Annotated in this window: 18 protein-coding genes; 8 read left to right on the top strand and 10 right to left on the bottom strand. The window is 56.7% G+C overall.

The window, feature by feature from the left end; genetic code table 11:
- Positions 1-136: 136 nt before the first annotated feature.
- Positions 137-1,762 carry a TrkH family potassium uptake protein gene (locus Mal52_RS25185; RefSeq protein ID WP_145379306.1) on the bottom strand — a complete coding sequence of 542 codons (1,626 nt, stop codon included), beginning with the start codon at positions 1,760-1,762 and terminating at the stop codon, positions 137-139.
- A gap of 252 nt (positions 1,763-2,014) precedes the next feature.
- On the opposite strand from Mal52_RS25185, the gene Mal52_RS25190 reads away from it, so the two are divergent.
- On the top strand, positions 2,015-2,584 hold the full coding sequence (locus tag Mal52_RS25190) for a Uma2 family endonuclease (protein ID WP_145379307.1): 570 nt from the start codon (positions 2,015-2,017) through the stop codon (positions 2,582-2,584).
- Between the two features lie 67 nt (positions 2,585-2,651).
- On the opposite strand, the gene Mal52_RS25195 is transcribed toward Mal52_RS25190, so the two are convergent.
- The 4 genes from Mal52_RS25195 to Mal52_RS25210 all read right to left on the bottom strand — a co-directional run bounded on the left by Mal52_RS25195 (position 2,652) and on the right by Mal52_RS25210 (position 8,065).
- The gene (locus Mal52_RS25195) at positions 2,652-3,806 is read right to left on the bottom strand and encodes a DSD1 family PLP-dependent enzyme (RefSeq protein WP_145379309.1); all 1,155 of its coding nucleotides are present in this window, start codon (positions 3,804-3,806) and stop codon (positions 2,652-2,654) included.
- Between the two features lie 90 nt (positions 3,807-3,896).
- Positions 3,897-5,135: a 3-hydroxyacyl-CoA dehydrogenase NAD-binding domain-containing protein gene (locus Mal52_RS25200; protein ID WP_197534457.1), complete on the bottom strand. Its 1,239-nt coding sequence runs from the start codon at positions 5,133-5,135 to the stop codon at positions 3,897-3,899.
- Between the two features lie 156 nt (positions 5,136-5,291).
- Positions 5,292-6,605 carry a beta-ketoacyl-[acyl-carrier-protein] synthase family protein gene (locus Mal52_RS25205; RefSeq protein ID WP_145379313.1) on the bottom strand — a complete coding sequence of 438 codons (1,314 nt, stop codon included), beginning with the start codon at positions 6,603-6,605 and terminating at the stop codon, positions 5,292-5,294.
- Between the two features lie 146 nt (positions 6,606-6,751).
- Positions 6,752-8,065 (bottom strand): beta-ketoacyl-[acyl-carrier-protein] synthase family protein, encoded by a 1,314-nt coding sequence (locus Mal52_RS25210; protein WP_145379315.1) that lies wholly within the window; start codon positions 8,063-8,065, stop codon positions 6,752-6,754.
- Positions 8,066-8,309: 244 nt separating this feature from the next.
- On the opposite strand from Mal52_RS25210, the gene Mal52_RS25215 reads away from it, so the two are divergent.
- Together Mal52_RS25215 and Mal52_RS25220 are read left to right on the top strand one after the other, a co-directional pair.
- Entirely contained in the window at positions 8,310-8,906 is a 597-nt protein-coding gene (locus Mal52_RS25215; RefSeq protein WP_145379317.1) for a paraquat-inducible protein A, read from the top strand.
- On the top strand, positions 8,899-10,722 hold the full coding sequence (locus tag Mal52_RS25220) for an MlaD family protein (protein WP_197534458.1): 1,824 nt from the start codon (positions 8,899-8,901) through the stop codon (positions 10,720-10,722). The genes Mal52_RS25215 and Mal52_RS25220 overlap by 8 nt, the downstream gene beginning before the upstream one ends.
- 19 nt (positions 10,723-10,741) lie before the next feature.
- Here Mal52_RS25220 and hemA read toward each other — a convergent pair whose 3' ends face one another.
- Both hemA and ccsA read right to left on the bottom strand, forming a co-directional pair.
- Complete coding sequence (hemA, locus tag Mal52_RS25225) at positions 10,742-12,064, bottom strand: glutamyl-tRNA reductase (protein WP_231962440.1); 1,323 nt, start codon at positions 12,062-12,064, stop codon at positions 10,742-10,744.
- 41 nt (positions 12,065-12,105) lie between these two features.
- Positions 12,106-12,936: a cytochrome c biogenesis protein CcsA gene (ccsA, locus tag Mal52_RS25230; RefSeq protein ID WP_145379321.1), complete on the bottom strand. Its 831-nt coding sequence runs from the start codon at positions 12,934-12,936 to the stop codon at positions 12,106-12,108.
- Positions 12,937-13,229: 293 nt separating this feature from the next.
- Here ccsA and Mal52_RS25235 point away from each other — a divergent pair, with 293 nt between their 5' ends.
- Complete coding sequence (locus Mal52_RS25235; RefSeq protein WP_145379323.1) at positions 13,230-13,526, top strand: hypothetical protein; 297 nt, start codon at positions 13,230-13,232, stop codon at positions 13,524-13,526.
- Positions 13,527-13,567: 41 nt separating this feature from the next.
- On the opposite strand, the gene Mal52_RS25240 is transcribed toward Mal52_RS25235, so the two are convergent.
- Complete coding sequence (locus tag Mal52_RS25240; protein WP_145379325.1) at positions 13,568-14,302, bottom strand: hypothetical protein; 735 nt, start codon at positions 14,300-14,302, stop codon at positions 13,568-13,570.
- 283 nt (positions 14,303-14,585) lie between these two features.
- On the opposite strand from Mal52_RS25240, the gene Mal52_RS25245 reads away from it, so the two are divergent.
- Complete coding sequence (locus Mal52_RS25245) at positions 14,586-16,649, top strand: HEAT repeat domain-containing protein (RefSeq protein WP_145379327.1); 2,064 nt, start codon at positions 14,586-14,588, stop codon at positions 16,647-16,649.
- Between the two features lie 122 nt (positions 16,650-16,771).
- Positions 16,772-18,187: an aspartate aminotransferase family protein gene (locus Mal52_RS25250; protein ID WP_145379329.1), complete on the top strand. Its 1,416-nt coding sequence runs from the start codon at positions 16,772-16,774 to the stop codon at positions 18,185-18,187.
- Positions 18,188-18,411: 224 nt separating this feature from the next.
- Here Mal52_RS25250 and Mal52_RS25255 read toward each other — a convergent pair whose 3' ends face one another.
- Together Mal52_RS25255 and Mal52_RS25260 are read right to left on the bottom strand one after the other, a co-directional pair.
- Positions 18,412-18,918, bottom strand: a complete 507-nt coding sequence (locus tag Mal52_RS25255) for a hypothetical protein (RefSeq protein WP_145379331.1) — start codon at positions 18,916-18,918, stop codon at positions 18,412-18,414.
- Positions 18,919-19,144: 226 nt separating this feature from the next.
- Positions 19,145-19,534: a hypothetical protein gene (locus Mal52_RS25260; RefSeq protein ID WP_145379333.1), complete on the bottom strand. Its 390-nt coding sequence runs from the start codon at positions 19,532-19,534 to the stop codon at positions 19,145-19,147.
- A 235-nt stretch (positions 19,535-19,769) separates the two neighbouring features.
- Here Mal52_RS25260 and Mal52_RS25265 point away from each other — a divergent pair, with 235 nt between their 5' ends.
- A complete protein-coding gene (locus Mal52_RS25265; protein ID WP_145379335.1) occupies positions 19,770-20,405 on the top strand; it encodes an ECF-type sigma factor in 636 nt (211 codons plus the stop codon).
- Positions 20,402-24,364, top strand: a complete 3,963-nt coding sequence (locus Mal52_RS25270; RefSeq protein ID WP_145379336.1) for a protein kinase domain-containing protein — start codon at positions 20,402-20,404, stop codon at positions 24,362-24,364. The genes Mal52_RS25265 and Mal52_RS25270 overlap by 4 nt, the downstream gene beginning before the upstream one ends.
- The last annotated feature ends 96 nt before the right edge of the window (positions 24,365-24,460 follow it).

A 24,460-nucleotide genomic window follows, 5' to 3' on the forward strand; every position in this document is an offset into this window, starting at 1 on the left:
TATACGTCAAAAACGTGGTCTGGGCGATGTTTGAAATTGTATCCTACTTTACGGCGTTTTGCAGCAGTTTTCTTTGATTCTTCCAATGCGCAGCCGACTGCAGGCCCGTCTGGAAAGTCTCTGCAGGCGCATGGGCTCAATGCGATTTCCAGAACGAGGGCACAAAGAGGACCAGAATTGCGAACAATTCCAACCGTCCCAACAACATACAAACGGTCAACAGTAATTTTCCCGCCCCGGAAAACGCCGCATAATTTTCGGTGGGACCGACCACCCCGACACCGGGACCGATGTTGTTCAGCGTAGCGGCAACGGCGCTGGCACAATCCAACAATTTCTCCGCTCTATGTGGTCGATGTTCATCTGCCATTTCCTCGACGGTCAATGTCGTATCGCGCCATTGGTCGTCCGTTTCGATCGCCGCCAGCAACATCCAACTGCCGATGTAAATGGTGAGAATCAAACAGAAATAAACCAAAACATCATGCCGCAACGAATTGTCCAACGTGACCCCCGCAATTCGTAATGGCCGCACCACATTCGGACGAAACGCCTGCTCGATCTCCAACCGCATGATCTTCGCAAACAATACAAAACGAATCACTTTCAGCCCGCCCCCGGTCGAACCGGCGCAGCCTCCCACAAACATCAACAACAAAAGCAGGCCCTTGGAAAATTCGCTCCACCGATCGAAGTCATCCGTACCAAACCCGGTGGTTGTCATGATACTGACGACTTGAAAACTTGCGTTACGAAATGCATCGAGCACACTTTGATAATGCTCGATCCAAAGCAAATCCATGGTCAATATTATCGTGGCGACAAAAATGATCGTCAGATAGGCGCGAAATTCCACGTCGCTAAAGAGAGGCTTAAATCGCCCCCACCACCCCTCGCCGTACAACGGATTCCGACGGTGTAAGGTGACGAGATAAAACAACGTAAAGTTGGTCCCGGCGGCAATCATAAAAACGATGATCGTGTATTCAATCAGCGGACTATTGAACCCGCCGACACTCCCATTGAGCGTACTAAACCCGCCGGTGGCCATCGTGGCAAACGTATGGCACAGCGAGTTATAAATGTCCATTTTTTGAACACCGGACATTCCTTCCAACTGCAGGATGCCGACCAAGATGGCGCTGAGAACGACGTAGATCACCCACATCACGATCGCCTGTTCGCGGACGCGGGGCCGAACCGATTCAGAAATCGGTCCAGGGACCTCCCGCCGCATCAGCGCCTTACCCGCTGCTCCCAGTTGGCCCAGGATGGCGACGAACAGCACGATGATGCCCATCCCCCCCAACCAATTCGTAAAGCACCGCCAAAACATGATGCAGCGCGGAATCTCCGCAGGGTCTTCCAATTCCGTCAGCACTGAGGCTCCGGTCGTCGTAAATCCCGAAACCGACTCGAAGACCGCATCAGGGATCGACATCGGCGTCTCGGCATCCCGCATGGTGCCGGAGAATAAGTAAGGCAACGCGCCCAGCAATCCAGCCAAGATCCAGCCCAGCCCCACGATCGCCAGGGCCTCTTTGCGTAGAATCGTGCCGTGTTCTTTCCGCCCTAGGAACGAGAGTGTGCCCCCCACTCCCAAACTGACGGCAATCGCCGAAATCAGTCCCCAAAAACCACGGTACTCAAACTCCGTCGTCTGGCCAAACTCGGGAAAAGCCCAGGGCAAGCTGAAGACCATCGACCCGCCGACCAACATCGCCAACAAGCCCAGCATGCGACACAGAAGCAGCCAATTCATAGAAGTTGATCTGTCGTAAACTGAGTAGTTGAAATACCGAAAGGCCGTCCGCAAGCAGGCAACCGTTTCCGCCTAAGCCGCAAAGCGCAATAGTTTAACCGGTCGCCAAGCATCACAACAGCCTCGCTCACAAGCAGAGCCAGCAGGCCACGAATCCACGCTGAATTCGCAGTTGTTGCTGCATTTTCAGCGATTGATTTCGTATGATTCGCAGAAAAGTGGCCGATCCGTCGAAAATGAAAGCAAACCGTTATGTCTCCCTCAGCCCTATTATCCGCCGAGCAATTTGCCGATCGCAAGTTCGATTTTCCCGAAGGAGGACGCTGGACGGAGTTGCACGCCGGCGAAGTCGTCACGTTGTCCCCTCCCGATGAACTGCATGGCAACGTGGTGCTCAATTTCACCAAGGCACTCGCCACACATGCCCAACAAGTCCAAGACGGCTATGCCTGTTTCGAATTGGGCCTGATCGTGGCCCGTGCTCCCGATACCGTCTACTGCCCGGCAATCAGTTACTTTCAATCAGGCGAGCGCTTCGCTGAATTGGAGAATCTCGTCACCGAGACCCTTCCTGCATTGGTCGTGGAAATCGCCTCCACAAACGATCGTCGACGCAATATGGCTGCGCGGATTGAAAACTATCTGAACTGGGGCATCGGCCACGTCTGGTTGGTCGATACCGATAGCCAAGAAATCCACCTTTTTCAACCCGGCATTTCCCCCATCAAACTCAGCAGCGACGAAGTGCTACACGGCGGAACGGTCCTCAGCCAATTCCGCAGTCGCGTCGAAGACCTCTTCGCCAAACCCGCATGGTATTGAGAAGAAGCCGTAGGGCAGGCTCCCGCCTGCCACCGCTCAACATTTCGATCGCAATTGCAAGCAAACATCACACACAACGTCCACGCGCATCCACCGGCCAAATCTCAACCAGCGTGTCGCCCCGCACACAATGATAATGGTCAAAGAGATTCACTGTCGGATCACAATGCGACGTGACACACAACACTTGGTCCCCCACGGTCGCCCGGTACGCTGCATCGGCATACAGCAGGTGGCCATGTTCGTCACCGCGAAATTCGTATTCCGTATCCAGCGGCGCGCCGGCGGCGATCGCCGGTTTCGGACCACGGGGGAAGAAGCATTTGTAACCCGCGTCGACCGTGGCCAATCCAGGGTGATTGGCGCTGACGATGGTCGCCAGCACAAACAGGCTAGTCTCGAATTGTAAACGTTCCTCCGGCGAAGCCGCGACCGCGTTGTAGTCGGAGTCCATGAACAAATACGACCCGCATTGCAGTTCGTTGAACACATCCAACGACGCATCGAACTCAAACGTCCCCGTGCCGCTGCCTGTCACAATCCGCGGTGTGAGGTCAGCGGCATCCAGTGCGTCGCACACGACACGCAACTCAGCATTCGTCGCCAGCGCCGCCGCCCGCCGCTCGTCGTATTCGATAATGTGCTGTAGTTGCCCCGCATAAGCATGCACGCCGTGATACTCCACGCCGTCGGTCTCGCGAATCAATCGCGCCAACTCAATCGCCGATGCGGGACTGGCAACCCCCATACGGTGAATGCCCAAGTCGATTGCGACCAACACTTTTAAGACCTGCCCAGCAGATTGTGCTGCCGCAGCGAGATCCCGTACGTTTTGCGGTTGATCGGCCACCACCAGCAAGTCGTCCGCCTGCGCGTTGATCGCCAACAGCCGTTGAATTTTCCTCGGCGCGACGAGCGGCGATGTGATCAGTACATTTCCGATCCCCGCACCAACCATGACTTCGGCCTCGCCCAACGTCGTACAACAAACGCCAACGGCTCCGGCAGCAATTTGCCGCCGCGCAATTTCGACCGACTTGTGCGTCTTTGTATGAGGCCGCAATGCATGGGACCGCCCGGCAGCGAAATCCGCGAGTTTTTGCAGATTGCGTTCAAAGACATCCAGATCCAACAGCAAGATCGGAGTCTCCAGCAATTCGCGCGAACCGGCTTGCCCGATCAAATCGGCGTTGGGTAAATCAGCACTGGTCAAATTGGGCATGGGCATAGGGCCTATCGGGATTCAAAGACGATGTGAGTAGCGCACCCAAGATAGCGGGCAGACCTCGTCGGAATCAACGACCAGCCGCCGCTATTGATAAAACCCACGCCCCGCCGCCGCCAACGCTTCGATCTGCCGTCCCGCCACATACCGCGGCCCTAACCGCCGCAGCGGACGCAGCATTTCCAGAATCGTCGCCATGCCCACACCATCGGCCCAACGCAATAATCCGCCGGTCGCTTCGGGAAATCCAATGCCGTGAATCAATGCCTCGTCGATATCGTGCGGACTGGCAACCAGCCCTGCTTCCAAAACCAACTCCGCCTCGGTCAGCATCGGCAGAATCAGCCGCGCAGTCAATTCGTCGCGGGAGAACGCGCGTCGTTCGCGGCGCCGTTCATGAATCAACTGTTCTGCAGAATGTGAAAGGGTCCCACCGCCCACATTCCCGTCGTATTGAAAAAAGCCACTGCCTGTCTTTTGGCCAAACTGTCCGGACTGAAACAGCATCAACAACAGTTCCGATGTCACAACCCGTTCAGGAAATGCGTCGTAAATCGTGGTCCCGGCTCGCAAGGCAACGTCGATGCCAATCGCATCAATCGCTGTGAGCGGTCCGACCGGCATGCCGAACCCGGACGCGACGGATTCAATCGCACCGACCTCCGCCCCTTCTAATAACAACTCCAACGCTTCATTCAAGTACGGCGTCAGCAGCCGATTCACGACAAAACCCGGACTGTCACCCACCACCACCGGACGTTTACCAATCGCGCGAGCATAGTTGATCGCGACGGCAATGGTTTCATCGCTCGTCTGTTCGCCACGCACAATTTCCAACAACATCCGCTCCGCCACCGGATGACAAAAGTGCAGTCCCACGAAATTCTGTGGTCGTGCTAATTTCGCCGCTATCTCGGTCACGGGAATACTGGAGGTATTGGAGGCAAAGATCGTCTGCTCATGAGCCAGCGGCTCGAGTTTTTTAAAGACACGACGTTTGACCGGCAGCCGTTCGATAACCGCTTCAATCACCAAATCCGCCGCCGCCAACTCTTCCGCTGCTTGGCTGCCGCGAATCAAATCCGGGTTCACTTGCGTTTGAAGATCAGCAACACCATGGGCGAGCGCATCCTCCGAGGTATCCGAGAGTGTCACTGCGATTCCGTGCTGCGCATTGGCCATGGCAATGCCGCGCCCCATCACTCCCGCCCCGATGACTGCGGCAGTGTTGATCGCGCGCGTTCCTGCTGCATTCGTACCGCGATGTTCCGCCAGTCGTGTAATCCAGGAAGGCGATTCCGCAGTGCTGAGAAATTCGATGGGCATGGCGTTGTCGCTTTTTATCATCCGAATTCTGGGTGACACTGGCGACTCGTCCGCCAGTGCAAACTAAGTTTGACGTGGATTACACCGAAATGCTTATTGGTAAATCGCACTGGCGGGCAAGCCAGCAGTGGCACCCGTTCAACAGCAGCTTGATCGTTAAGCAGCCCAGCGGACGGTGGCGGTGGATGAGGCTTCGTCGAAGCGTGAGAGCACCAGGGCCGCGTTTTGGCCGCCAAATCCGATGCTGTTGCTCAACACGTGTCGGCAATCGATTTCACGAGCGATGTTGGGGATATAATCCAAATCGCATTCCGGATCAGGTGTCGAATAGTTGATCGTCGGGGGGGCGACACCATGTTTGATTGCCAACAAACAGACCGCTGCCTCGATCGCGCCGCACGCGGTGGTCGCGTGTCCTAGCATGCTTTTTGTGCTGGAAATCGGCACCGAATGCGCCTGACGGCCAAAGGCCCGTTTGACCGCTAATGTTTCGATCTTGTCGTTCAGAACCGTGCCGGTCCCGTGCGCGTTGATGTAATTGATGTCCTCGACATTCAGTTCCGCTTCGTACAACGCCCGTCCAATCGCTGTCGCAATGCCGCGACCATCGGGATGGGTATCGGTCACACGGTAAGCGTCTTGCGAGGACCCATAACCGTCGACCTCTCCCCAAATCTCTGCTCCGCGCCGCCGCGCGTGTTCCAATTCTTCCAGGACGAAGACGGCTGACCCTTCGCCGATCACGAAACCATCCCGCTCCCGATCAAAGGGACGGACGGCTGTTGCCGGATCGTCGTTCCGGGTACTCAACGCAGAGAGCCGTTGAAAACCGGTTACGCCAAACGGATGTATCGTGCTGTGCGACCCACCGGCCAACATCACATCTGCATCGTCCCGACGAATCAACCGGGCCGCTTCACCGATGGCTTGCGTACTGGAGACGCAAGCGGCGATGCAATTGAAATTGGGGCCTTGCGCGTCGAACAACGATGCCAGATGACTCGCCGGCAAGTTCGGTTCATATTCACATTCTGCATGGGGATCAAAAATCCGCAGCGCCGTGCTATTGAATTCGCTGGTTGTATCTCCGCCAACCGTGGCTCCACTGATCGACTGTGTGAACCGGTCAAAATCCGCAAAGGCCTCGCCGCAACCTAAATAGACCCCCATGCGCACCGGATCAATCCGGGATGTCTCCAGCGACGCAGACCGTCCTGCTTTGAGACCGGCACCAATAGCGAATGTCGTCTGTCGCGGACAATGTTCCCATTGCCGTGGGTTTTCGCCGACATCCCACAAATCCCAATCACGAACTTCGGCCGCAATCCGCACGGGAAAATTATCAGCATCGAACAACGTCAACGGCCCAATCCCCGATCGGCCGGCCGTTAATCCCTGCCACAATTCCTCCGTGGTCGCCCCCAGAGGGGTCACGCAACCAACACCGGTGATCACAACGCGTCGTTTCATGCCCATGCTTCCATTCCTGGACCCGCAATCCATTTCTCCCTTTCCCACCAGGAAAGGGCCGCTTCGATTCTGACCCCCTCTCCCTCTGGGAGAGGGCCGGGGTGAGGGCCGCACAACAACTGACTTCCCCACCCACTAAAAAAACTTCAATCACAAGCCCCCACCGCCAAACAACTCGCTTGACCCTGGGCGACGATGCTTAGATTCACAAAACTTTCCCCCGCCTCACAATCGGTCGAACGGACCGGCGCGACCGGACATTGCGGGTCGGGTTCTTCATAATTCAACACCGGAAACAGTCGCCCTTTTTTGAGCGCCAACAAACTGGCCACCAACTCCAAAGCGCCGCTACCGGCACCGGCATTGCCCGTGTTGCTCTTGGCAGCCACGACCGGTAACTTCGATGTCCGATCGCCGAACACCGTGCGAATCGCCGTGGCTTCTTCAATATCCGAGCGATGTGTGCTCAACCCGTGTGCGTGCACATGGCCGATGTTGTCCGGCGATAGATGCGCTTTTCGCAGTGCAGCACCAATTGCGTTGGCCAAAGCCTTATCCCGCTGCGCCACCCGGCCCGGACTGACCACACAGGACGAACCGACACCCAGGATCTCGCCAAATATCGTGGCGCCGCGATCCAGAGCAGTATGATATTCCTCCAACACCAACGCCGCCGCCCCTTCGGCAATGACCGCTCCCTGCCGAGCGCGATCAAACGGCCGGCAGACGGCATCGGGATGTTGTGTGTCGAGTGCGACTTGCCCTTCGAGTTCCGCATGCAATCGATTGAACGGCAGAATCGTCGTGCCGGTGGCGCCGCTGACCATCGCATCGGCAGCGCCTTCTTGAATCGCATAACACGCCTCAGCTACCGACAGGTTTGCCGCTGCTTCGCGCTGCGTGATTGAATTGTTCGGACCGCGCAGATCGTTGTAGATCGCCATGTAACAAGCAGGCATGTTCGGCAAACATTTCAGTAACCACAACGGCGCAATCTGATCAAGCCCTTCGCGCCCCCACCGCTGAAAATCAAAGCCCGCCGCATCGCTGCACGCACGGACGCCCGCTTCGAAGTCCTGCGGCATCATCGAGACGTTGCCCGCACCAAAACAAACCCCAACACGCTCCGGCTCATAACCCACGCCCAGCAACTCGCTGTTATTGAGCGCCTGTTGCGCGGCTGCGACTCCCATCTGGGTTTCGCGGTTCATCAGTTTGAGCGCTTTGCGGATGGTCTTTTTGAGGCCCTTTTCCAGCGGACCAAAATCATCGATCGCCCCTGTGAAATCTCGGGCGACCCCGGCACACATGGGGACCTGCGGCGAGGGTTCTTCAGCGACAATGCCGCTACGGCCATCGACGAGCGCTTGCCAGAATTCGTCCACCGAATTACCAAGCGGACTGACAACTCCCACGCCAGTCACCACGACGCGTCGTTTCGTATCAAAGGCGGAAATCACGTATGCATCCTTGCATGAATTGCCGCGAAATGGGAAAGGGAAATCCCGTTACTTTCGAGAGGCGGAAGAATACGGAAATGCCCCTTTTCTGTCGAGGCGAGTTTTGAGTTGATCGCTGCCCGTTTTGAGATATTTTGAACCGCCCCACACCGCCGTCCGTTGGCTATTTGGCGGCGGCGGTCCAACGTGGTACAGTCGCAAAAAGTTATCTCATTTCTCATTCACTTCACGACAGCACGAAACCATGAACTCCTACCGGGCGTGTCATTGTTGCGGACTGATTCATAGCTTGCCGGATTTGGTTGCCGGGCAAGTCGCCGCCTGCACGCGCTGTCGCGCCACCATCTGCCGTGCGGGAAACGAGCGACGCTCAGCGCAGCGTACCGCAGCTGCTGCCTTGGGCGCGTTCGTGCTGTTTTGGCCGGCGATCTTTCTACCAATTTTGGAAATCGAAAAACTCGGCCATCATCACGAATCGAGCCTGATCGGCGGCATCATCGAATTGTTCGCGCACGGCAATTTCTTCGTCGGTGGAATCGTGTTGTTGTTCTCTGTGATCTTTCCACTGACCAAAATTGTCATGCTGCTCGAATTGAGCTTGCTGGAATCACTGCAGCGCAAACACAAGGCGGTCACCTACCGCATTATGGAGACGGCTGGTAAGTGGAGCATGATGGACGTGTTGTTGTTGGCATTTCTAGTGATGTTGGTCAAATTGGGCAGCCTCGTCGAATTTCATTTCGGTCCCGCCGTGTTTGCGTTCGTCGCTTGCGTTGCCATGAGCATGCTGGCCTCCTTATCCTTCGATCCACATGAAATCTGGGAGGTCAGCGATGAGTGAACAGCCCGCAGACACCAATCCGTCCTCTGCTCCGGAAAAATTTCCTCAAGCAGAAATTCGCGACGCCGCCCATTCCTGGTGGCGCCGCGCCGCTGCCGGACATCTGTGGTGGCTAACCGCTGCTTGCCTGATCTTGGCCATCTATTTGATTGTCGCCACCGTTCGCGCGCGGGGACCGGAGATTGCGATTCATTTTCAACAAGGACACGGCATTAAACCGGGGGACCTGTTGCGACATCGCGGCATTGCCATCGGCGAAGTGACTTCCGTTGAATTAGACAAGGAGCTGTCCGGTATTACCGTCCGCGTTGCGATGGAGCCCCGCGCCATCGGCCTAGCCCGCGCTGGAAGCCGTTTCTGGATCGTCCGGCCCCGCATCAGCTTGGGACGCGTGAGTGGCTTGGAAACGGTTGTCGGAGCCAAATATATCGGCGTCCTGCCCGGTCCACCCGATGCAGAAAAACAAGTCGAATTCACTGGCGCCGAGTCGCCGCTAATGATGCTGGACACCGAAGTCGTCGACATCACGATTCGCTTTCGACAGGGATACGGACTCTCCGTCGGTGATCCGATCAAGTACCGCGGCATCGAGGTCGGCGAGGTGACCGCTGTTGAACTCAACGAGGATCAAAACGGTGTGGATGTGGCGGTGCGACTCTTGGCCAACGCCAGCCGTTTGGCGCGCGTCGGCAGCCAATTTTGGGTCGCCCGCCCCGACATCGACCTGACCGGCATCCGCGGCTTGGAGACGGTCGTCAGCGGCCGGTATATCGCTGTGCTCCCTGGACCGGAAGAAACGGAACCGTTGACAGTCTTCCACGGCTTGGATTCCGCCCCTCCTTCCAGCGAACGGGAACCGGGTGGATTGGAAATCGTCCTTTACACCCCACATCGCGGCGGCCTGCAACGCGGGGTGCCGGTGATGTACCGCGGCATCCGCATCGGACACGTAATGACTGCCGGCCTCTCCAGCGATGCAACCACCGTCGAAGCCCGCGCCTATATCCAACCCGCCTATCGCGAACTGGTGCATGAAAAAACCGTCTTCTGGAATCAAACCGGCATCGATTTCCATTTCGGCGTCACCGGTGTCGACTTCAAAGCCGATTCGCTCTCCAGCGTCGCCCTCGGCGCGGTGGCGATGGCCACGCCCGATTCCCCGGGCCAGCGCGTCACCACCGGGCATCGGTTTTTCTACCATGCCGAGGCAAAGGACGAATGGCTGACATGGCAACCCAGCATCCCGGTCGGCTCCGCCTTGCTCCCCGAAGGCATGTCCCTGCCTCAACCATTGCGGGCAACGTTACTATGGCAGGAGCGGACTTTGGGAATCAAACGTGACCAAGAAAAGCTTGGCTGGGTGCTACCATTGGCCGACAATCGACTCATCGGACCGACGGATCTTCTCACCCCCACTGCCGATGCCGTCGAGAAACAAGCCATACTAGAGGTCGCCGGCCAAAAGTTAACGATCACCGCTGACACAACCCGCAGCCACGGTGCACTGGCGGAAATCGCTGTCGACAAATCATTCCCCACCGCCTGGCCAATCGACCGCCTTCGCGCCCCTACGGCCATCGAAGAATGCCTGATCGTCGGGGCGACTCAGGAAGACCGCATTCCCCTCCCTGCAGCGCGGCTGGAGGCAGAGGAAGGAAATTGGAAAATCGATCCCTCGCTCCCCATCGATCCTGACTGGCACGGAGCCAGTGTCTTGGCCGTCAGCGACGGAAAACTGATCGGTGTCTTAACAATCAATCAAGCCAGCGCCCAAGTCACACCACTGACTGAAAAGTTGGTCTTCAATGACCCGTAGTCAGTGGCTAGTTAAACCATCAATCGCGCAGATGAAACAACCGGCGGAGCGCGTCCATCAGACCGTGCGGGGTGCCTTCGCGGGCTTCTTCTTTGAGTGCTTCCAGCGGCGGGTGCAGGAGTTTATTCACCAGCCGGTTGACCCATTGCTCCACGATTTTGCGTTCGCGGTCGTCCATGTCGCCCAACCGGCCGAATAGCCAGGCGAGTTCTTCGTCGGTCACATCCCGCCATTTTTCGCGCAGGTTGCGGATGATCGGTCCAGTCGCACGGTGGTAGACCGCATGCATGAACTCGTCGGTCTCTTCATCGATGATTTTCTGTGCTGCGGCAATCTCTTTTTGGCGGACTTTGCGATTGCGTTCGCAGGTCTCTTCCAGATCATCGATACAATATAAAAACACGTTGTCATCGATGTCGCCCACGGACGATTCAAAATCGCGTGGCGCGCCCAGGTCGAGAATGAAGACCTGTTTGTATTCGCTCTGCTGGCGAACAGCGGCAAACCGCTCGCGGGTTACGATGGGACGATCCGCGCCGGTAGTGCTAACGATAATATCCGCCGTCGCCATCAACCGGTCGAGTTGGTCATACTCCACGTACGTGCCACCCCACTCATCGGCCAACTCCCTTGCGCGATCGACGCTGCGATTCACCACCACCAGTTCGCGAACCCCTTCCTCCTTGAGATACCGCAAGGTTTCGATCGCCATTTCCCCCGCCCCGATCACCAACACCTGTTTGTCGTCGAAACGGTCGAAGATGCTTTTGCCGAAATCCCCCACAGCCACGCTGGCAATCGAGATCCGTCCTTCTGCCAAACCGGTTTCGGTGCGGATGCGTTTGCCGACCTTTAAGGCCCGCTCGAACATCGCGTTGGCCATTGGCCCTGATGCCTGATTGACACGTGCGGTGGCGTAGGCTTCGCGAACTTGGCTGACGATTTGTGGCTCCCCCACCACCATGCTGTCGACACCCGAAGCGACGGAGAACAAATGCCGCACCGCATCGGCCCCGGTCCGTTCCAGCAGATTGTCGAAGAACTCGTCGACTGGAATGGCATGAAAATCGGCAAAGAAACCGGCCAGTTGTTGGTGGGTGGGAATATTCTCTTTGGACTCTTGGGCGGTATAGAGCTCGACGCGGTTGCAAGTCGACAGCACGACGAATTCCGAATCCGGAAATTGGGAACGCAGATGGTCGTAAGCGCGGACCTTCTCCTCCTCCGAGATGGCGAGCTTCTCGCGCAACGTCAGATCCGACCCTTGGTGGCTACAGTAGACAACTTGCAGGTTCAACGCCGGCTCCAGAATTTCATCGTAAGTGTCGGCCGCGCCGAACACGCCTTGGGTTCGCGTGAGTTTAATCGCATCATTTGTTGCAGCTAGCTATGCCAACTGTCCATATTCAAGACCTGCAAGCCCACGATCGTGAGTAGCAAAAATCCGCAGCCCCAGATCGTCATCCATGCGACCTGTTTTCCCGCCGCTGGTTTGGCACGCAGCAACCAGCCAAACAGCACGGCCATCACCAACCAAACCACGCCGTAGCCGATAATCACCGGATCGAGAAACTGCACCGGTTCAGGCGTCCTTTTGGAATACAGCCCCAATCCGACACCTGTCAGCATGCCAGCGGTCAGCAGCGGAAAGCTCAGCATGACGCACAGACGATTCCATCGCGCTAGCCGCGCTAAACTGGGCATGCTCAACCCGGTCGTCTGACCATGTTTGCGTTTGAGACGTCGATGCTGCACCAGATACATCATGCCAATCACAAAACCGATGGTCACCCCGCCGATTCCTATAACAAGTAATCCGGCATGCACCATCTTCAGGTTTTGTTGCGACGCCAATAACGGTTTGGGAGCATCCCCGACCAGATACGTTGCAGCCACAACCAATAACACCACCGGCAGGATAAAGACGCCCCATGCCGATGTCTCATCCAAAAACGTGAAGACCAAGTAGAAAAGCACCATCAACCAGGCCAGCACCAGCATCCAATCTTGTTGCGATCCAACCAACGGCGGCAGGTTAGTCGCCCGGCTCCTCACGAGAAGATAGATCGTATGCGCGCACAAACCGGCAGCAGCAAAAAGCAACACGAACAACCGGTTCGCTTTACTGCGGCCCCATAGTCGTGTGGCTTCTAGCACAAACGCCACCAGATAACTGGCGAGGAAACAGTAGATGCCGACATTCGCAAAATTCATAATGTCCGATATCAAATCGTTGAACCGGTTTCGTGTGGGACCGTAATCGTCGACCCCGTTTCTGTTTGCACTCGACTGACCAGCTGCTCATTCCAAACTGCGCTCTTTAGGCGAGTTATGCCTCACAATTCACGCGAGGGAAGGTCACCGGGGGTAAACCCTGTGAAAATCGAATTGATTCTTCACATTTATTGATTATACGATAACGCCCATGGCTGAAACAACTTGGCGATCCGAGACGACGCGGAAAACCATCCGATAGGGAGACATCCGCTTCCCGGCGGGATAAGGCGATGGAACACGACCTCGCGATTATATTCGCAGCCACAATCATTCTCTCATTGCTACGATTGTTGCCCGAATTCCGCATCTGGATCACACCAGTCGTCATTCGCTGTTCCGGCGAAACTCTCAAAGGGCACGAGCGGTCAGTGGAGTACTACTTCCGCACGGTACTGGATTACCCAGGAACCTTGACGGTCACCGGGCGGCACACACAAAGCGGACGGCTCAAATTGCGGTTTCGCGGAAAGATTTCCGATAGCGACCGCCAACTCGTCTCAGCCTTTCTGACCGCAATCACCTACTGACCGCCTTGCTAGCGCGGTCAGGTCTTCTCGAAAACGCCAGCCTAGCTCCGTCCCTCATAGGCGAGTCCGTCGATGAATTTTCGAGCGGCGATGTAGTCGGCGCTCGGCATGCTGGAAACTTGTTGCTTGAGCGTTTCTCGCATGGAAGCCGTCGTCGACTTAATCTCATCGCTCGTCTGCGATCCCACGGCGCCACCTGTCAACGTGAGATGTTCAAAGAGGTCGTCAAGTTTGGCGCGGTCTGCTTCAAAATCGGGCGTCTGCAAAACTTCTGGCCAGAGAATCTTACCGGTGACTGAATCAAAATCGTCAGGACCGAGCCCCTGATACCGGGGACCGGAATTGGAGCTTTCGAGGTTCGAACGGTTCTTCGCGCGCCGTTCCGCATCGCGTTGATATTCCTCTTCCTTTTGCTGACGATACCGGTCCTTCATTGCCCAATAGGTATCGGCCGCCTTTTTATTGTTTTCGATATTCTTGGTGCGGGCCTCTTCGCGCGTCAATTGTGCTTGCGCGTTGTCTTTGTTCGCTTGGCCTTGGGCGCGAATCACTTGCGACATTCCCTCACCATAGCCGCCGGCAACAGTACTGGCGCCGGAATTCCAACCCCAGCCTCCATATCCGTAACCGCCATAACCGTAACCGTAGGGCCGATACCACCGCGCACCTCTACCGACCCGCACTCGATATTGGGCTTCCGCGGAGTTTTCACTCCAGAGCATGGCAACGCTCGCAACACTGGTCGCGAGCAGCAAAACGAATGAGGTACTTTTCATTGGGCCTCTCCCAGAGCGATACGGTCCGAATTCTGTTTTCGAAATCCGCTGGCGAAGTCCCCGGCGAATGGAAAAAACAGGTTTCCTCCGACGCATCCCTGATTGTGAAAATCAGTAGATCGCCGTCAACTTAATTTTTCACAACACTGAAATACGTGAAAACAATACTGTAAATTGGCGCGTCGCTGAGTAGAATAAACACACACCGTTTACGTATACATATTATGGAACTTTGGCGGCCAAGGCAATCACCTTACTTCGGATTTGGCAAGCGGAGCGAATAATGAGACGATTTTTGATGTTTGGCGTCGTGGCGATCCAATTGGCAGCCTGCAGCGTCTCGCACGCGGAAGAAGCCAGTATTGCCGACTTGTTACGCGATCTGAAATCACCAGAGCCCTCCGTGCGTGCGGCTGCGGCCATCGAACTCGGCCAAAGGCCCAACGTTCCGCCGGAAGTCGTTTTGCCCCTAGCGGCTGTGCTGCGGGATAAGGACCGCACGGTGGTCGAAGAAGCCCTGATTGCCATCCAACGCATCGGCCCCGAAGCGCGGGCCGCTGTTCCCACGCTCATTAGTCTCCTCAACAAGGAAGATCCCGCCCTCAATCACGAAACCCTGCACGCCTTGGCGGCCATCGGACCGGCGGCGACAAAAGCGATACCGGGGATCCAAAAATTCCTGGATAGCCCCAACAAACGCTTGAAAATTGTCGCCTCCATCGCACTGTGGCGGATCAATCCCGAAGACACAGAACCGCTGCAAGCGATTCTTCCCGATGCCATCGCCGCATTGGGTTCGGGGGACGAACACCTATCCCGCCAAGCGGTGCGACTGTTATCAACCATGGGACCAGTCGCTGTTGCCGAACTGGTCAAAGCTGTGGAAGCGGGAGACCCCGCCGTCTGCTGGCGGGCGAGTGATGCGCTGGCCAACATCGGACCAGATGCCCAAAGCGGCGTGCCCGCTTTAGCAAAACTGGCTGCGGCTGAAGATGAACGAGCCTGTTGGCACGCCATTCGCGCCATCGGCGAAATCGGTGTCGCTTCGCCCGTGGCTGTAGAAAGCTTGACGACGGCACTCACCAATGAATCACCCATGGTCCGCGCGCATGCCGCGACCGCTTTGGGAAAACTGGCCCCCGATTCCAGTTCAGCAGTGCCGGCACTCATCAAGGCTTTGTCCGACGACGAGTTGAGTGTTCAAATCAGTGTCGCCGATGCTTTGGGAATGCTGGGACCCGATGCCGCTGACAGCGCCGACGCATTGGTTGTCGCCGTGCAAACCGAGGAACCAGCCGTCGCTATTCACGCAGCCAATGCCCTCTCCCAGATCGGCGCACCGGCAGCACCGGCCGTCGCTAAATTATTAGCCGATGAAAACTCACGGCAGTTGGCCGCTATGATTCTCGGTGAAATGGGACCCGGCGCGAAACCGGCTGTTGACAACTTGATTCAAGCAATGGATGAGAAAAACGAAATCGTCAAACGAGACGTGATCGTTGCCTTGGCACTCATCGGTCCCGATGCCAGCCCGGCCTCGGACAAACTCATTGCCCTGCTGGACGATCCCGACGCCGCCGCGCGGCCGGCCGCCGCATTTGCTTTGGGAAAAATCGGTGCAAAACAAGCGATTCCCATTTTGGAACGGACCGCCATCGTCAAAGACAACGACCGCCTCCGCCTGGCTAGCGCTCACGCACTGATCACATTGGATCCGAACAACGACAAGTACATTCAACTCGCCGTCCCCCGCTTGACCAAAGCTCTTTCCAGCGAAATGCCCAGGGTCCGACGGGAAGTGGCTGCTGCCTTGGGACGTATCGGCGCGAAAGCGAATTCAGCGGTTCCCAAACTGTCCGAACAATTGGCCATCGAAGAAGACGAAATGGTCCGCGATCAACTGTTGGTCACGTTAGCCGAACTCGGCCCAGCAGCCGGTCAGGCTGTTCCCACGATTGTCGGTCTGCTAAACGATGATAACACCGCCAATCGCTATACCGCTGCATTCGCTCTGGGTAAAATCGGCCCCGACGCCAAACAGGCCATTCCGGAATTGCGAAGAAACCTCCGGGAATCTGACCGCTTTCTGCGGTTGGTCAGCGCCTGGGCCTTGGTGCAAATCGAGCCGGACGATTCCGATATCGGTCGTGAGGCTGCTCCCATTCTGCGGACCGGTCTCGATCACGCGAACGCGCAGGTCCGCGTGCAGGTGATCAATGCCCTGGCAGAAACCGGGAGAACCGATCCGTTGGTCATGCGGGCCCTTCGTAAAGCGGCCAAAAGCGACGACGAAAACGTCCGCAAAGCCGCTCAAGACGCTCTCAAAAAACTCAAAACCGAAAAATAGTACCGGCATCCGCCGCGTTCTGACATGATTTGATTCCACCTCCGGCGCTGCCGGGGGGCGGACTCTTTTCTTTCCCCCCACCGTGCCCCGCCACATTCCACACAAGCCGAATTGTTGACACTATGACGACGTCCATCCAGTTCCCCGGTGAAGAACACTCCAACGAAAACCGCGCCACGGTCGATGCCTATCAACCAGCCGCGCTCAAGACATTCACCCCCAGCCAAGCCGTGCTCGCCAAATCGGCCGGTTGTTTTCACTGGACCCCCGAAGGCCGACGGCTGTACGACTACTCCTCCGGTGTGCTCGTCTCCAACCTGGGACACAACCCGCTGCGTTGGCAACAAAGTTTCGCCCGGCATCTCGGCTGGTCGCCGGAACACCTCACTGCTCCCACAGCCAACGCCGACCAACCCGATACCTTCTTCGAAGCGCTGCCGCTGACCGCCTATAATGCATTGACTCCCGTCGAAGCGGCCGCTGCCCAGCGACTCGTGGCCAATGCGCACAATTGCCCCGGCGGAGAGCGGATCAATGCCGTCATGTGGGCCGCCTCGGGTTCCGAAGCAATTCAAAAAGCACTCTGGGCCTGCCTGCACCGCGATGAAAACCGCGATCTCATCATCGCCACCCGCTACGGCTTCCACGGCAAAAAAGGTCTGGCCGGAGCGGTCACCGGTTGCGAATCCGACGCCGACCGCGATCCCCGCGTGAAGTTCATCAGCTTTCCCATGCACGAAATCGACGACGTCAGCAAATACGGCGACGACATCGAACTCGACACCTACCGCGATGAGCTGGAAGCGCTCTGGAATGAGTACGGCACACGGCTAAATTGCTTGGTCACCGAGCCTTACTTGGGAGGCGGCGGCAGCTACCATCCCCCCGCGGCCTATCACCATCTGTTGGAAGAATTCTGCCGCGCACACGACATTCTGTTGATCTTCGACGAAGTCCAAGCCAACTTCGGCCGCACCAAGTGCATGTACGCCTTCGAAGCCTACGGCATCGAGCCGGACTTGGTTGCCCTCGGCAAAGGGCTGGGCAACGGCGTACCGGTCGCCGCTGTCGTCGGCCGCCGGGATGTGATGGACAGCTTGCACTACGGCGAAGCCTCGGACACCTGGAGCGCCAACCCACTATCCTGTGCAGCTGTATTGGCGACGCTGGATGAATTTGAAAACGCCGGCGTCTTGGAACATGCCGGTGGAATCTCCAAAATCATGTTCGCCGAACTCGCCAAGCTCAAAGAGACCCCCGTGATCGCCAAAGTCCGCGGCGAAGGGATGGTATTCGGCATCGAATGCGCCGCCGTCGGAGACTTAACCGCCGAGCAAGTCGCCAACGCCATCGTCGAAGCCGCCTATGTAGGAGACGGTGGCGACGGCATCCACCTATTAGGCCCACTAGCCGGCAAAGTCATCCGCATCAGCCCGCCACTGACCATCAGCGAGGCCGAAGCAACCACATCGCTGCGGCTGTTGCAAGACATCTGCGCCCAAGTCGCCGAACGACTACAAGGCGTCGCAGCAAACTAATCACGCCAGCGTAGGGTGAGTCGCGACGCACCTTACGATGCAGGACGAGTGATCCGCCCACCAATTCCGGCAAAGCACACGTGATCCCCCTGGTAGTCCTGGTTCCCAAACTCCGTTTGGGAACCCGATTTCTCGAAGCTCTGCTTCGAGTGATCAGGGCAATGGCAACCGTACTGTCATTTCAACCAGCGAAACGGAGCTTGGGAACGAGTTAAAACGAGTGTTCACGTAACTCGCTGTTTGACGACGTATCGGCCATTCGCTTTGAAGATCTCGACCCAAGGTTCTGAGTCGAGAAACGTGCATGCGATCAATTCAGCGTCGGCGAATTCATACCAATCTCCATCAGGCCATGGAATGTGCCAACCACCTGAAACTAACGAGATACCCGGTCGATACAATGGGCATTTGGTTCGCCAATAGCGATCGTATTCGACGGGGATTGAATCAGGGAAATTGTCATTGAACGGCTCATCCCGTGGCCATTCGTAGTGCCTGAGATAGTCGTCGACTGCGTCTGTTCCGCGAAAAAAGATGGCGTCTACCGGAGGAAGCGATGTTTCGGGTTGGGCGTACAACCGAATATCAGATTCACTCGCTTGCGAACCAGTTTCAACCGTGCCGCCAGACGAGTCGTCACCCAAGACGACGTTGAGCCATTGCTTGTCATGCAAAATGGAAAGACACAAGCCCGGCTCGACACCATGCCAGAAAGCTGAAGGTGTTCCCATTCCGTCTTGCTTATAGACAGTACAGGAACGTGACAAACTGGCAGCTTCTGCTAAGAACGTTTGCGAGTCCATATCACGCTATCAAAAGACAAAAAGTAGGTTGGCGACGTTTGCAGGAATGGGTACCTCTCTAGCCGCGTCATGCACAGCATGACCTACCGTCGATTGTCCATCTCAAAGACCGGCAATGCAAGCAGAATCATCAGACCAGCCCAACTGCCAAACCCTACTTCAGCGAAATCCGGCGACGTACCGTCACGCCGTATTCCAACTCACCAGCGGGTGAATCGTTACCAGCTCCGCTGTAGGACTTGATCGGAATCGCCGGTAGATTGAGGACCGGTTCGTCCCCTTCAGGAACGTCGATTACGATCCAATCGATATCGTCGATGTAGAATTCCCGTTCTTTGATCACGTCGCCATCGGCATCGCAGACCGACACCAGGATCTTGTCGATCAGGCCATCTTCGTACAGGTACGTCAAATCAATCGTATCAAATGGATTCGTGCAGGTGATTTCCAAGACGCCGTCGATGAGTTCCACTTCGGCGGCCATTAAGCGCGGGTCGTCCAGGCAATCAAATCGGATCTTTTGGTCCATGGTGGATGTCAACATTTTGCTATCCTTTGGAATGAGGAACAATTTCGTATTCGATATTTGAAAGTCATGAACAAACAAGGCTCTATTAGGAAATGCCCAACGGCTGAATCAAAAGGCCACAAATAAGTTCGAATTTCTGAAAAAACGCGATTTCCAAACCGAATTCCGGCAAACCCAGAAATAGGTTTGCGTCGCAAGTTGTTTCCGGATAGTGTGTTAAGGGCAATTTTCTGCCAAAGGAAATAGGTCCATGAGCAACAATTTCTCGGCCGATGATTCCGTCGTAGGATGGATCGAGGGGCTGAAGCAAAAAGACGAACATTCCGCACAACAACTTTGGGAGCGGTACTTCTCGCGCTTGACCGCCTTAGCCGGTAGCAAACTTCCCGGGCATATTCGCCGTGACTTCGATGAGGAAGACGTGGCGCTCAGTGCGTTTCACAGCATGTGCCGCGGAGTGCGACAGGATCGGTTTCCCGACCTCAAGGACCGCGACAACCTCTGGTCCCTGCTGGTCGTGATCACCGCCCGCAAAGTGTCCCATCAATTGCGTGAACGGTCGGCGAAAAAACGGGGCGAAGGCGCGACCCGCGGCGAATCGATCTTCGAGGTCGACGTCAATGCAATGATGGCGGGAATCGATCGCGTGATTGGCAACACCCCCACGCCGGACTTCGCCTTACAGGTCTCCGAGGAGTCCGAGCGATTGATGGGAATGCTGCCCGATGATTCGTTTCGCGAAGTCGCGCGGCTGAAATTCGAAGGCTATTCCAACGAAGAAATTGCGCAACTCAGCGGGCAAAGCCTACGAACGGTTGTCCGGCGGATGAGTTTGATCCGCAAACTGTGGAACAGCGAATTCGAAAGTGAAATGCCGGCCGAATGACCGAACCTCTGCCGCAAAACGAACTCAGCCTCGAACACGAGTTGCAACTCGATACGCTGTGCGTTCAATTCGAGAACGCTTGGCGACACGGCCACACCACGGCGATCGAGGAGTATTTGGAACAGTCCGACACGGTCCTCCGTCCCGCATTGCTCAAGGAACTGTTGTTGATCGAACTGGATCGACTGCGGCAAAAAGGCATCGCCACTGATCCGGGAGATTACCATCGACGTTTCCCACAGTGGGCCGGAATTGTCGATGCCGCTTTCCAAGAAGCCTCGGCGACGGACAACCCACCGGGCGAGAGCGCCACTCCCACCGAATACCAAATCATTTCCCAGCTCGGTACCAGCCGCGAGGGCTTGAGTTATCGCGCGATTCGTTCCGGCGACGGCAGCGAGGTCGACATTGTCGTCCTCAATCAACTCGAACCGACTGAAGCGGACCGCGTTAAAAAACGTGTGCGGCTGGCGCGGCAATTGACGCATCCCTCGGTAGCACGCGTACTCGAATTGAACTTGGATGGCGACGAGTTCTCCGTGGTTCTCGAACCAGCAGCTCAAGAGCGCCTCTCCGACGTGGACTTGCCCTCGACCAATGGCGATTCGCACCAATTGATTGACTATAGCTGTCAAATCGTTTTAGCCATTTCGGCCGCACATCGCCTGGGTTTGGCACACGGCAATTTGACGCCTGCGTCGATTCGCGTTCGCTCCGACGGCAATCTGCAAATCGATTTTGTCCGTCCCTCGTCATTAGCGGATCGGGCCAACGACGAGACCGTGGATACACAAGCACTCACCAAGGAGGTCAGCCCTCCTGCTGAAGCGGACATCGCTGACGATGTTTACAGTCTTTCCGCCATGTTGGTCTGGCTATTCACTGGCGAGCAAGATCAACCCATCGAGCGTGTGGACCAATTCCGCGCCAAATTACAACAATGGATTCCCCAGTCCGCGCAGTCCGAAACGTTGATCGACGGGCTGTGCGAAGCGGTCGAACACGCGTTGAATTCTGATCGCAGTGAGCGCGGGACCGCGTTGGACATCTGCCAACAACTGGAACTGGTGGCTCGCGCAGCCGGCATAGCGTGGCCGGTGGAAGTAGGCGAGAAGCCAACGTTCCTTGATGGTTCCGCTGGATTGTCTCCCCAACAGCAGGCAGAAGAAACGCTGGACGACAATCGATCCTCAAGAGGTCGTGCTGAAAAACATCCTGAGCAAATTGGCCGGTTTCGCATTGTGCGAAAAATTGGCGCCGGCGGTATGGGCGATGTGTTTGAAGCCGAGGATTCGTCCGATGGAACGCGTGTGGCGATCAAACTCCTCAGCCAACGTATTCTCGATCATCCAGATGCCATTCGCCGATTCTATAAAGAAGGACGATTGCTCGGCGAAATTAACAGTCCCTACGTGACGAACCTCGTCGAAGTGAACGAAGACGTCGGGCATCATTACATCGCCATGGAATACGTGGCTGGCACAGACCTGCGGCAACTGATTCGCTATCGTGCTCCGCTGGAAGAACGCGTTGCGCTCTCGCTGATCGCCGATGCCGCACGCGGACTGGTCGGCGCCCACGAACTGGGCATGATCCATCGCGACATCAAACCAGCCAACATCTTATTGGCTTTCGAGGGCGGCAATGAACATTTCGATGCCAGTTTGTTAAATCCAACTCCGCAGACGGTCAAGCAACTACGCGTCAAACTCTCCGACTTCGGTTTGGCGCGGCAGATCGACCAAAGCGAATCGATGCGGATGACGCACACCGGCGCGCTGCTGGGCACGCCGTCTTATATGTCGCCCGAACAATTCGCCAATCTCGGCGATGTGGGGCAGGCGACCGATATCTATGCGCTGGGCATCACGCTGTTTGAAATGCTGGCCGGCAAACCCCCTTTCGAAGCGGGGGATGCCGCCAGTTTGATGAACATGCACTGCAACGAACCCGCTCCGCCACTGCAACGATTCAACCCCGATGCCAGCGAAGCCACCTGCGCGATCATCAATCGCGCGTTGGCCAAGAAACCGCAAGACCGTTATGCCGATGCCGCGCAGTTTCTGCACGAGGTCGACCGCCTCCTGCGGGGTGACGCGACTGCCATCGAAGTCCATCCGCACCTTCCGCCGCACGACCCGAAAAAAATCTTCGAAGAAGTCTTCGAATGGGACCTGAAAGGCTCCGCGGAGGATCTGTGGCCGTACGTCTCCAATACCGACCGTATCAACTGTGCTGTCGGCGTGCCATCGGTCGTTTATCAAACCGGCCGGGACGAGCGAGGACGACTCCGCAAGTACGGCGAATTTCGCATGGCCGGTCTACAGATCGGTTGGGAGGAACATCCATTTGAATGGGTCGAGGGGCAACGGCTGGGCATTCTCCGCGAATTCAGCAAAGGTCCTTTCGAGTGGTTTTTGAGCATCGTGGAACTGGTTCCACTGGCCTCGGGCGGCACAAAACTGCGGCACACGGTGCGGATCAATCCACGAGGCTTGGTGGGTCGACTCGTGGCCACCATGGAGGTGACCGTCAAAGGTAAGCGAGCTTTAGATCGTGTCTACGGTCGCATCGATCAATCCGTCACTGGCCAATTGAGCAACGCGCCCACCACAGATCCATTCATCGAACCCCAGCGACTCAGCAAGTCAGGCCGACAACGTCTGGAGACCCGCCTGGATGCCCTGGCAAAACATGGCATCGATCCGGTAACGATCGAGCACTTCACGGAGTTCCTCCGCGACGCCCCCGCCCAGGAACTCGGTAGGATTCGACCGCTTGCCGTGGCCCGCAACTACGGATTGGATGGCCAGCAATTCGTTGTCAGTTGCCTGTATGCCGCACGGGAAGGCTTGTTGAATATCGGTTGGGACATCCTTTGTCCTACTTGCCGGATCTCCGCACGCGTCACCGACACGCTGAAAGAGATCCAGCAGCACGAGCGTTGCGAGGTATGTGATCTCGATTTTGAAGTCGACATGGCGAACTCATTGGAGTTGATCTTCCGCGCGCACCCGGAAATTCGTGCGGCCGACGTGGGGACGTATTGCATCGGCGGCCCGGAACATTCACCACACGTCGTCGTACAAATCCGTTTGGCGGCGGGCGAACGATCGGAACTGTCGCCGGTTTTATCCGAAGGAGAGTATGTCCTGCGCAGCGCGCAACTCGACTCAGTACATCGCTTGCGCGTCCTTCCGCTGAAAGGCCCCACCCATGGAGAAATTGGCTTGTCTCCTGAAGTGATCGGCCCCTCCGCGCACCACCTCCGTGCGGGGCGCATCGTGTTGGCAATCACCAACGACTATGACCACGAGATCGTTGTCCGCTTAGAACGCCGCATCCCCCTGATGGACGTTTTCACCGCCGCTCAGGCAGCCGCGCTCCCTGCGTTCCGCGATCTGTTCCCAGAAGAATCATTCCAATCGGGCCGGTTGTTGAACGTCGCAACGGTGACACTGTTAGCTGTCGACTTGGCCGAGGTGGACCGCTTGTTCGACGAACTGGGTGATGCGGAAGTTTATACGCGGGTCGAGCGGTTTCAACAACTGGTCGATCACAACGTCCGTTTACACTCTGGCGCTCTCGTACATTCACTCGGCACCGGAGCATTGTGCGCATTCGACGCGCCGCAAGATGCGATTTCTGCCGTGTTGAGTCTCGACAAAGACCTCCATCGACCGACCAACCGTGACCTGCAACTGCAAGCTGGGATTCACCGGGGAACGGTGTTGGCAACGTCAGAGTCAGGACGCTTGGGATATTTCGGAGCGACCACTCGCATCAGCGAAGCACTGGCTCGACAGGCACAGCCGGGTGAAGTGTTGCTCACCGAAACCATCGCCGCTGACCCGCTAGCAGCTGCTTTGATGGAGCAATCTCACCTTGTGAGTGAAATCCTTGATCTGCCATTGCCCACCGCTCAAGGGCACCGCTGCCGTAGGATTCGCTTGGACTGACCGTCATCTCAAATCCTGATTTCGCGTGCACGGTCCTCCTCCCCGAATACGCCTAGGTAATTGCCCTGCACATTCCGCAAAATCCGCAAAGTCGAC

The sequence above is a fragment of the Symmachiella dynata genome (assembly GCF_007747995.1).
GTDB lineage: Bacteria > Planctomycetota > Planctomycetia > Planctomycetales > Planctomycetaceae > Symmachiella > Symmachiella dynata.

Bases quoted from the DNA above. Each gene is read 5' to 3' on its own strand.
- Mal52_RS25260 (WP_145379333.1), bottom strand. From the start codon at position 19,534: ATGTTGACATCCACCATGGACCAAAAGATCCGATTTGATTGCCTGGAC.
- Mal52_RS25220 (WP_197534458.1), top strand. From the start codon at position 8,899: ATGAGTGAACAGCCCGCAGACACCAATCCGTCCTCTGCTCCGGAAAAA.
- Mal52_RS25185 (WP_145379306.1), bottom strand. From the start codon at position 1,762: ATGAATTGGCTGCTTCTGTGTCGCATGCTGGGCTTGTTGGCGATGTTG.
- Mal52_RS25215 (WP_145379317.1), top strand. From the start codon at position 8,310: ATGAACTCCTACCGGGCGTGTCATTGTTGCGGACTGATTCATAGCTTG.
- Mal52_RS25245 (WP_145379327.1), top strand. From the start codon at position 14,586: ATGAGACGATTTTTGATGTTTGGCGTCGTGGCGATCCAATTGGCAGCC.
- Mal52_RS25240 (WP_145379325.1), bottom strand. From the start codon at position 14,302: ATGAAAAGTACCTCATTCGTTTTGCTGCTCGCGACCAGTGTTGCGAGC.
- Mal52_RS25250 (WP_145379329.1), top strand. From the start codon at position 16,772: ATGACGACGTCCATCCAGTTCCCCGGTGAAGAACACTCCAACGAAAAC.
- Mal52_RS25200 (WP_197534457.1), bottom strand. From the start codon at position 5,135: ATGCCCATCGAATTTCTCAGCACTGCGGAATCGCCTTCCTGGATTACA.
- Mal52_RS25190 (WP_145379307.1), top strand. From the start codon at position 2,015: ATGTCTCCCTCAGCCCTATTATCCGCCGAGCAATTTGCCGATCGCAAG.
- Mal52_RS25255 (WP_145379331.1), bottom strand. From the start codon at position 18,918: ATGGGAACACCTTCAGCTTTCTGGCATGGTGTCGAGCCGGGCTTGTGT.
- Mal52_RS25265 (WP_145379335.1), top strand. From the start codon at position 19,770: ATGAGCAACAATTTCTCGGCCGATGATTCCGTCGTAGGATGGATCGAG.
- ccsA (WP_145379321.1), bottom strand. From the start codon at position 12,936: ATGAATTTTGCGAATGTCGGCATCTACTGTTTCCTCGCCAGTTATCTG.
- Mal52_RS25270 (WP_145379336.1), top strand. From the start codon at position 20,402: ATGACCGAACCTCTGCCGCAAAACGAACTCAGCCTCGAACACGAGTTG.
- Mal52_RS25205 (WP_145379313.1), bottom strand. From the start codon at position 6,605: ATGAAACGACGCGTTGTGATCACCGGTGTTGGTTGCGTGACCCCTCTG.
- Mal52_RS25195 (WP_145379309.1), bottom strand. From the start codon at position 3,806: ATGCCCAATTTGACCAGTGCTGATTTACCCAACGCCGATTTGATCGGG.
- Mal52_RS25235 (WP_145379323.1), top strand. From the start codon at position 13,230: ATGGAACACGACCTCGCGATTATATTCGCAGCCACAATCATTCTCTCA.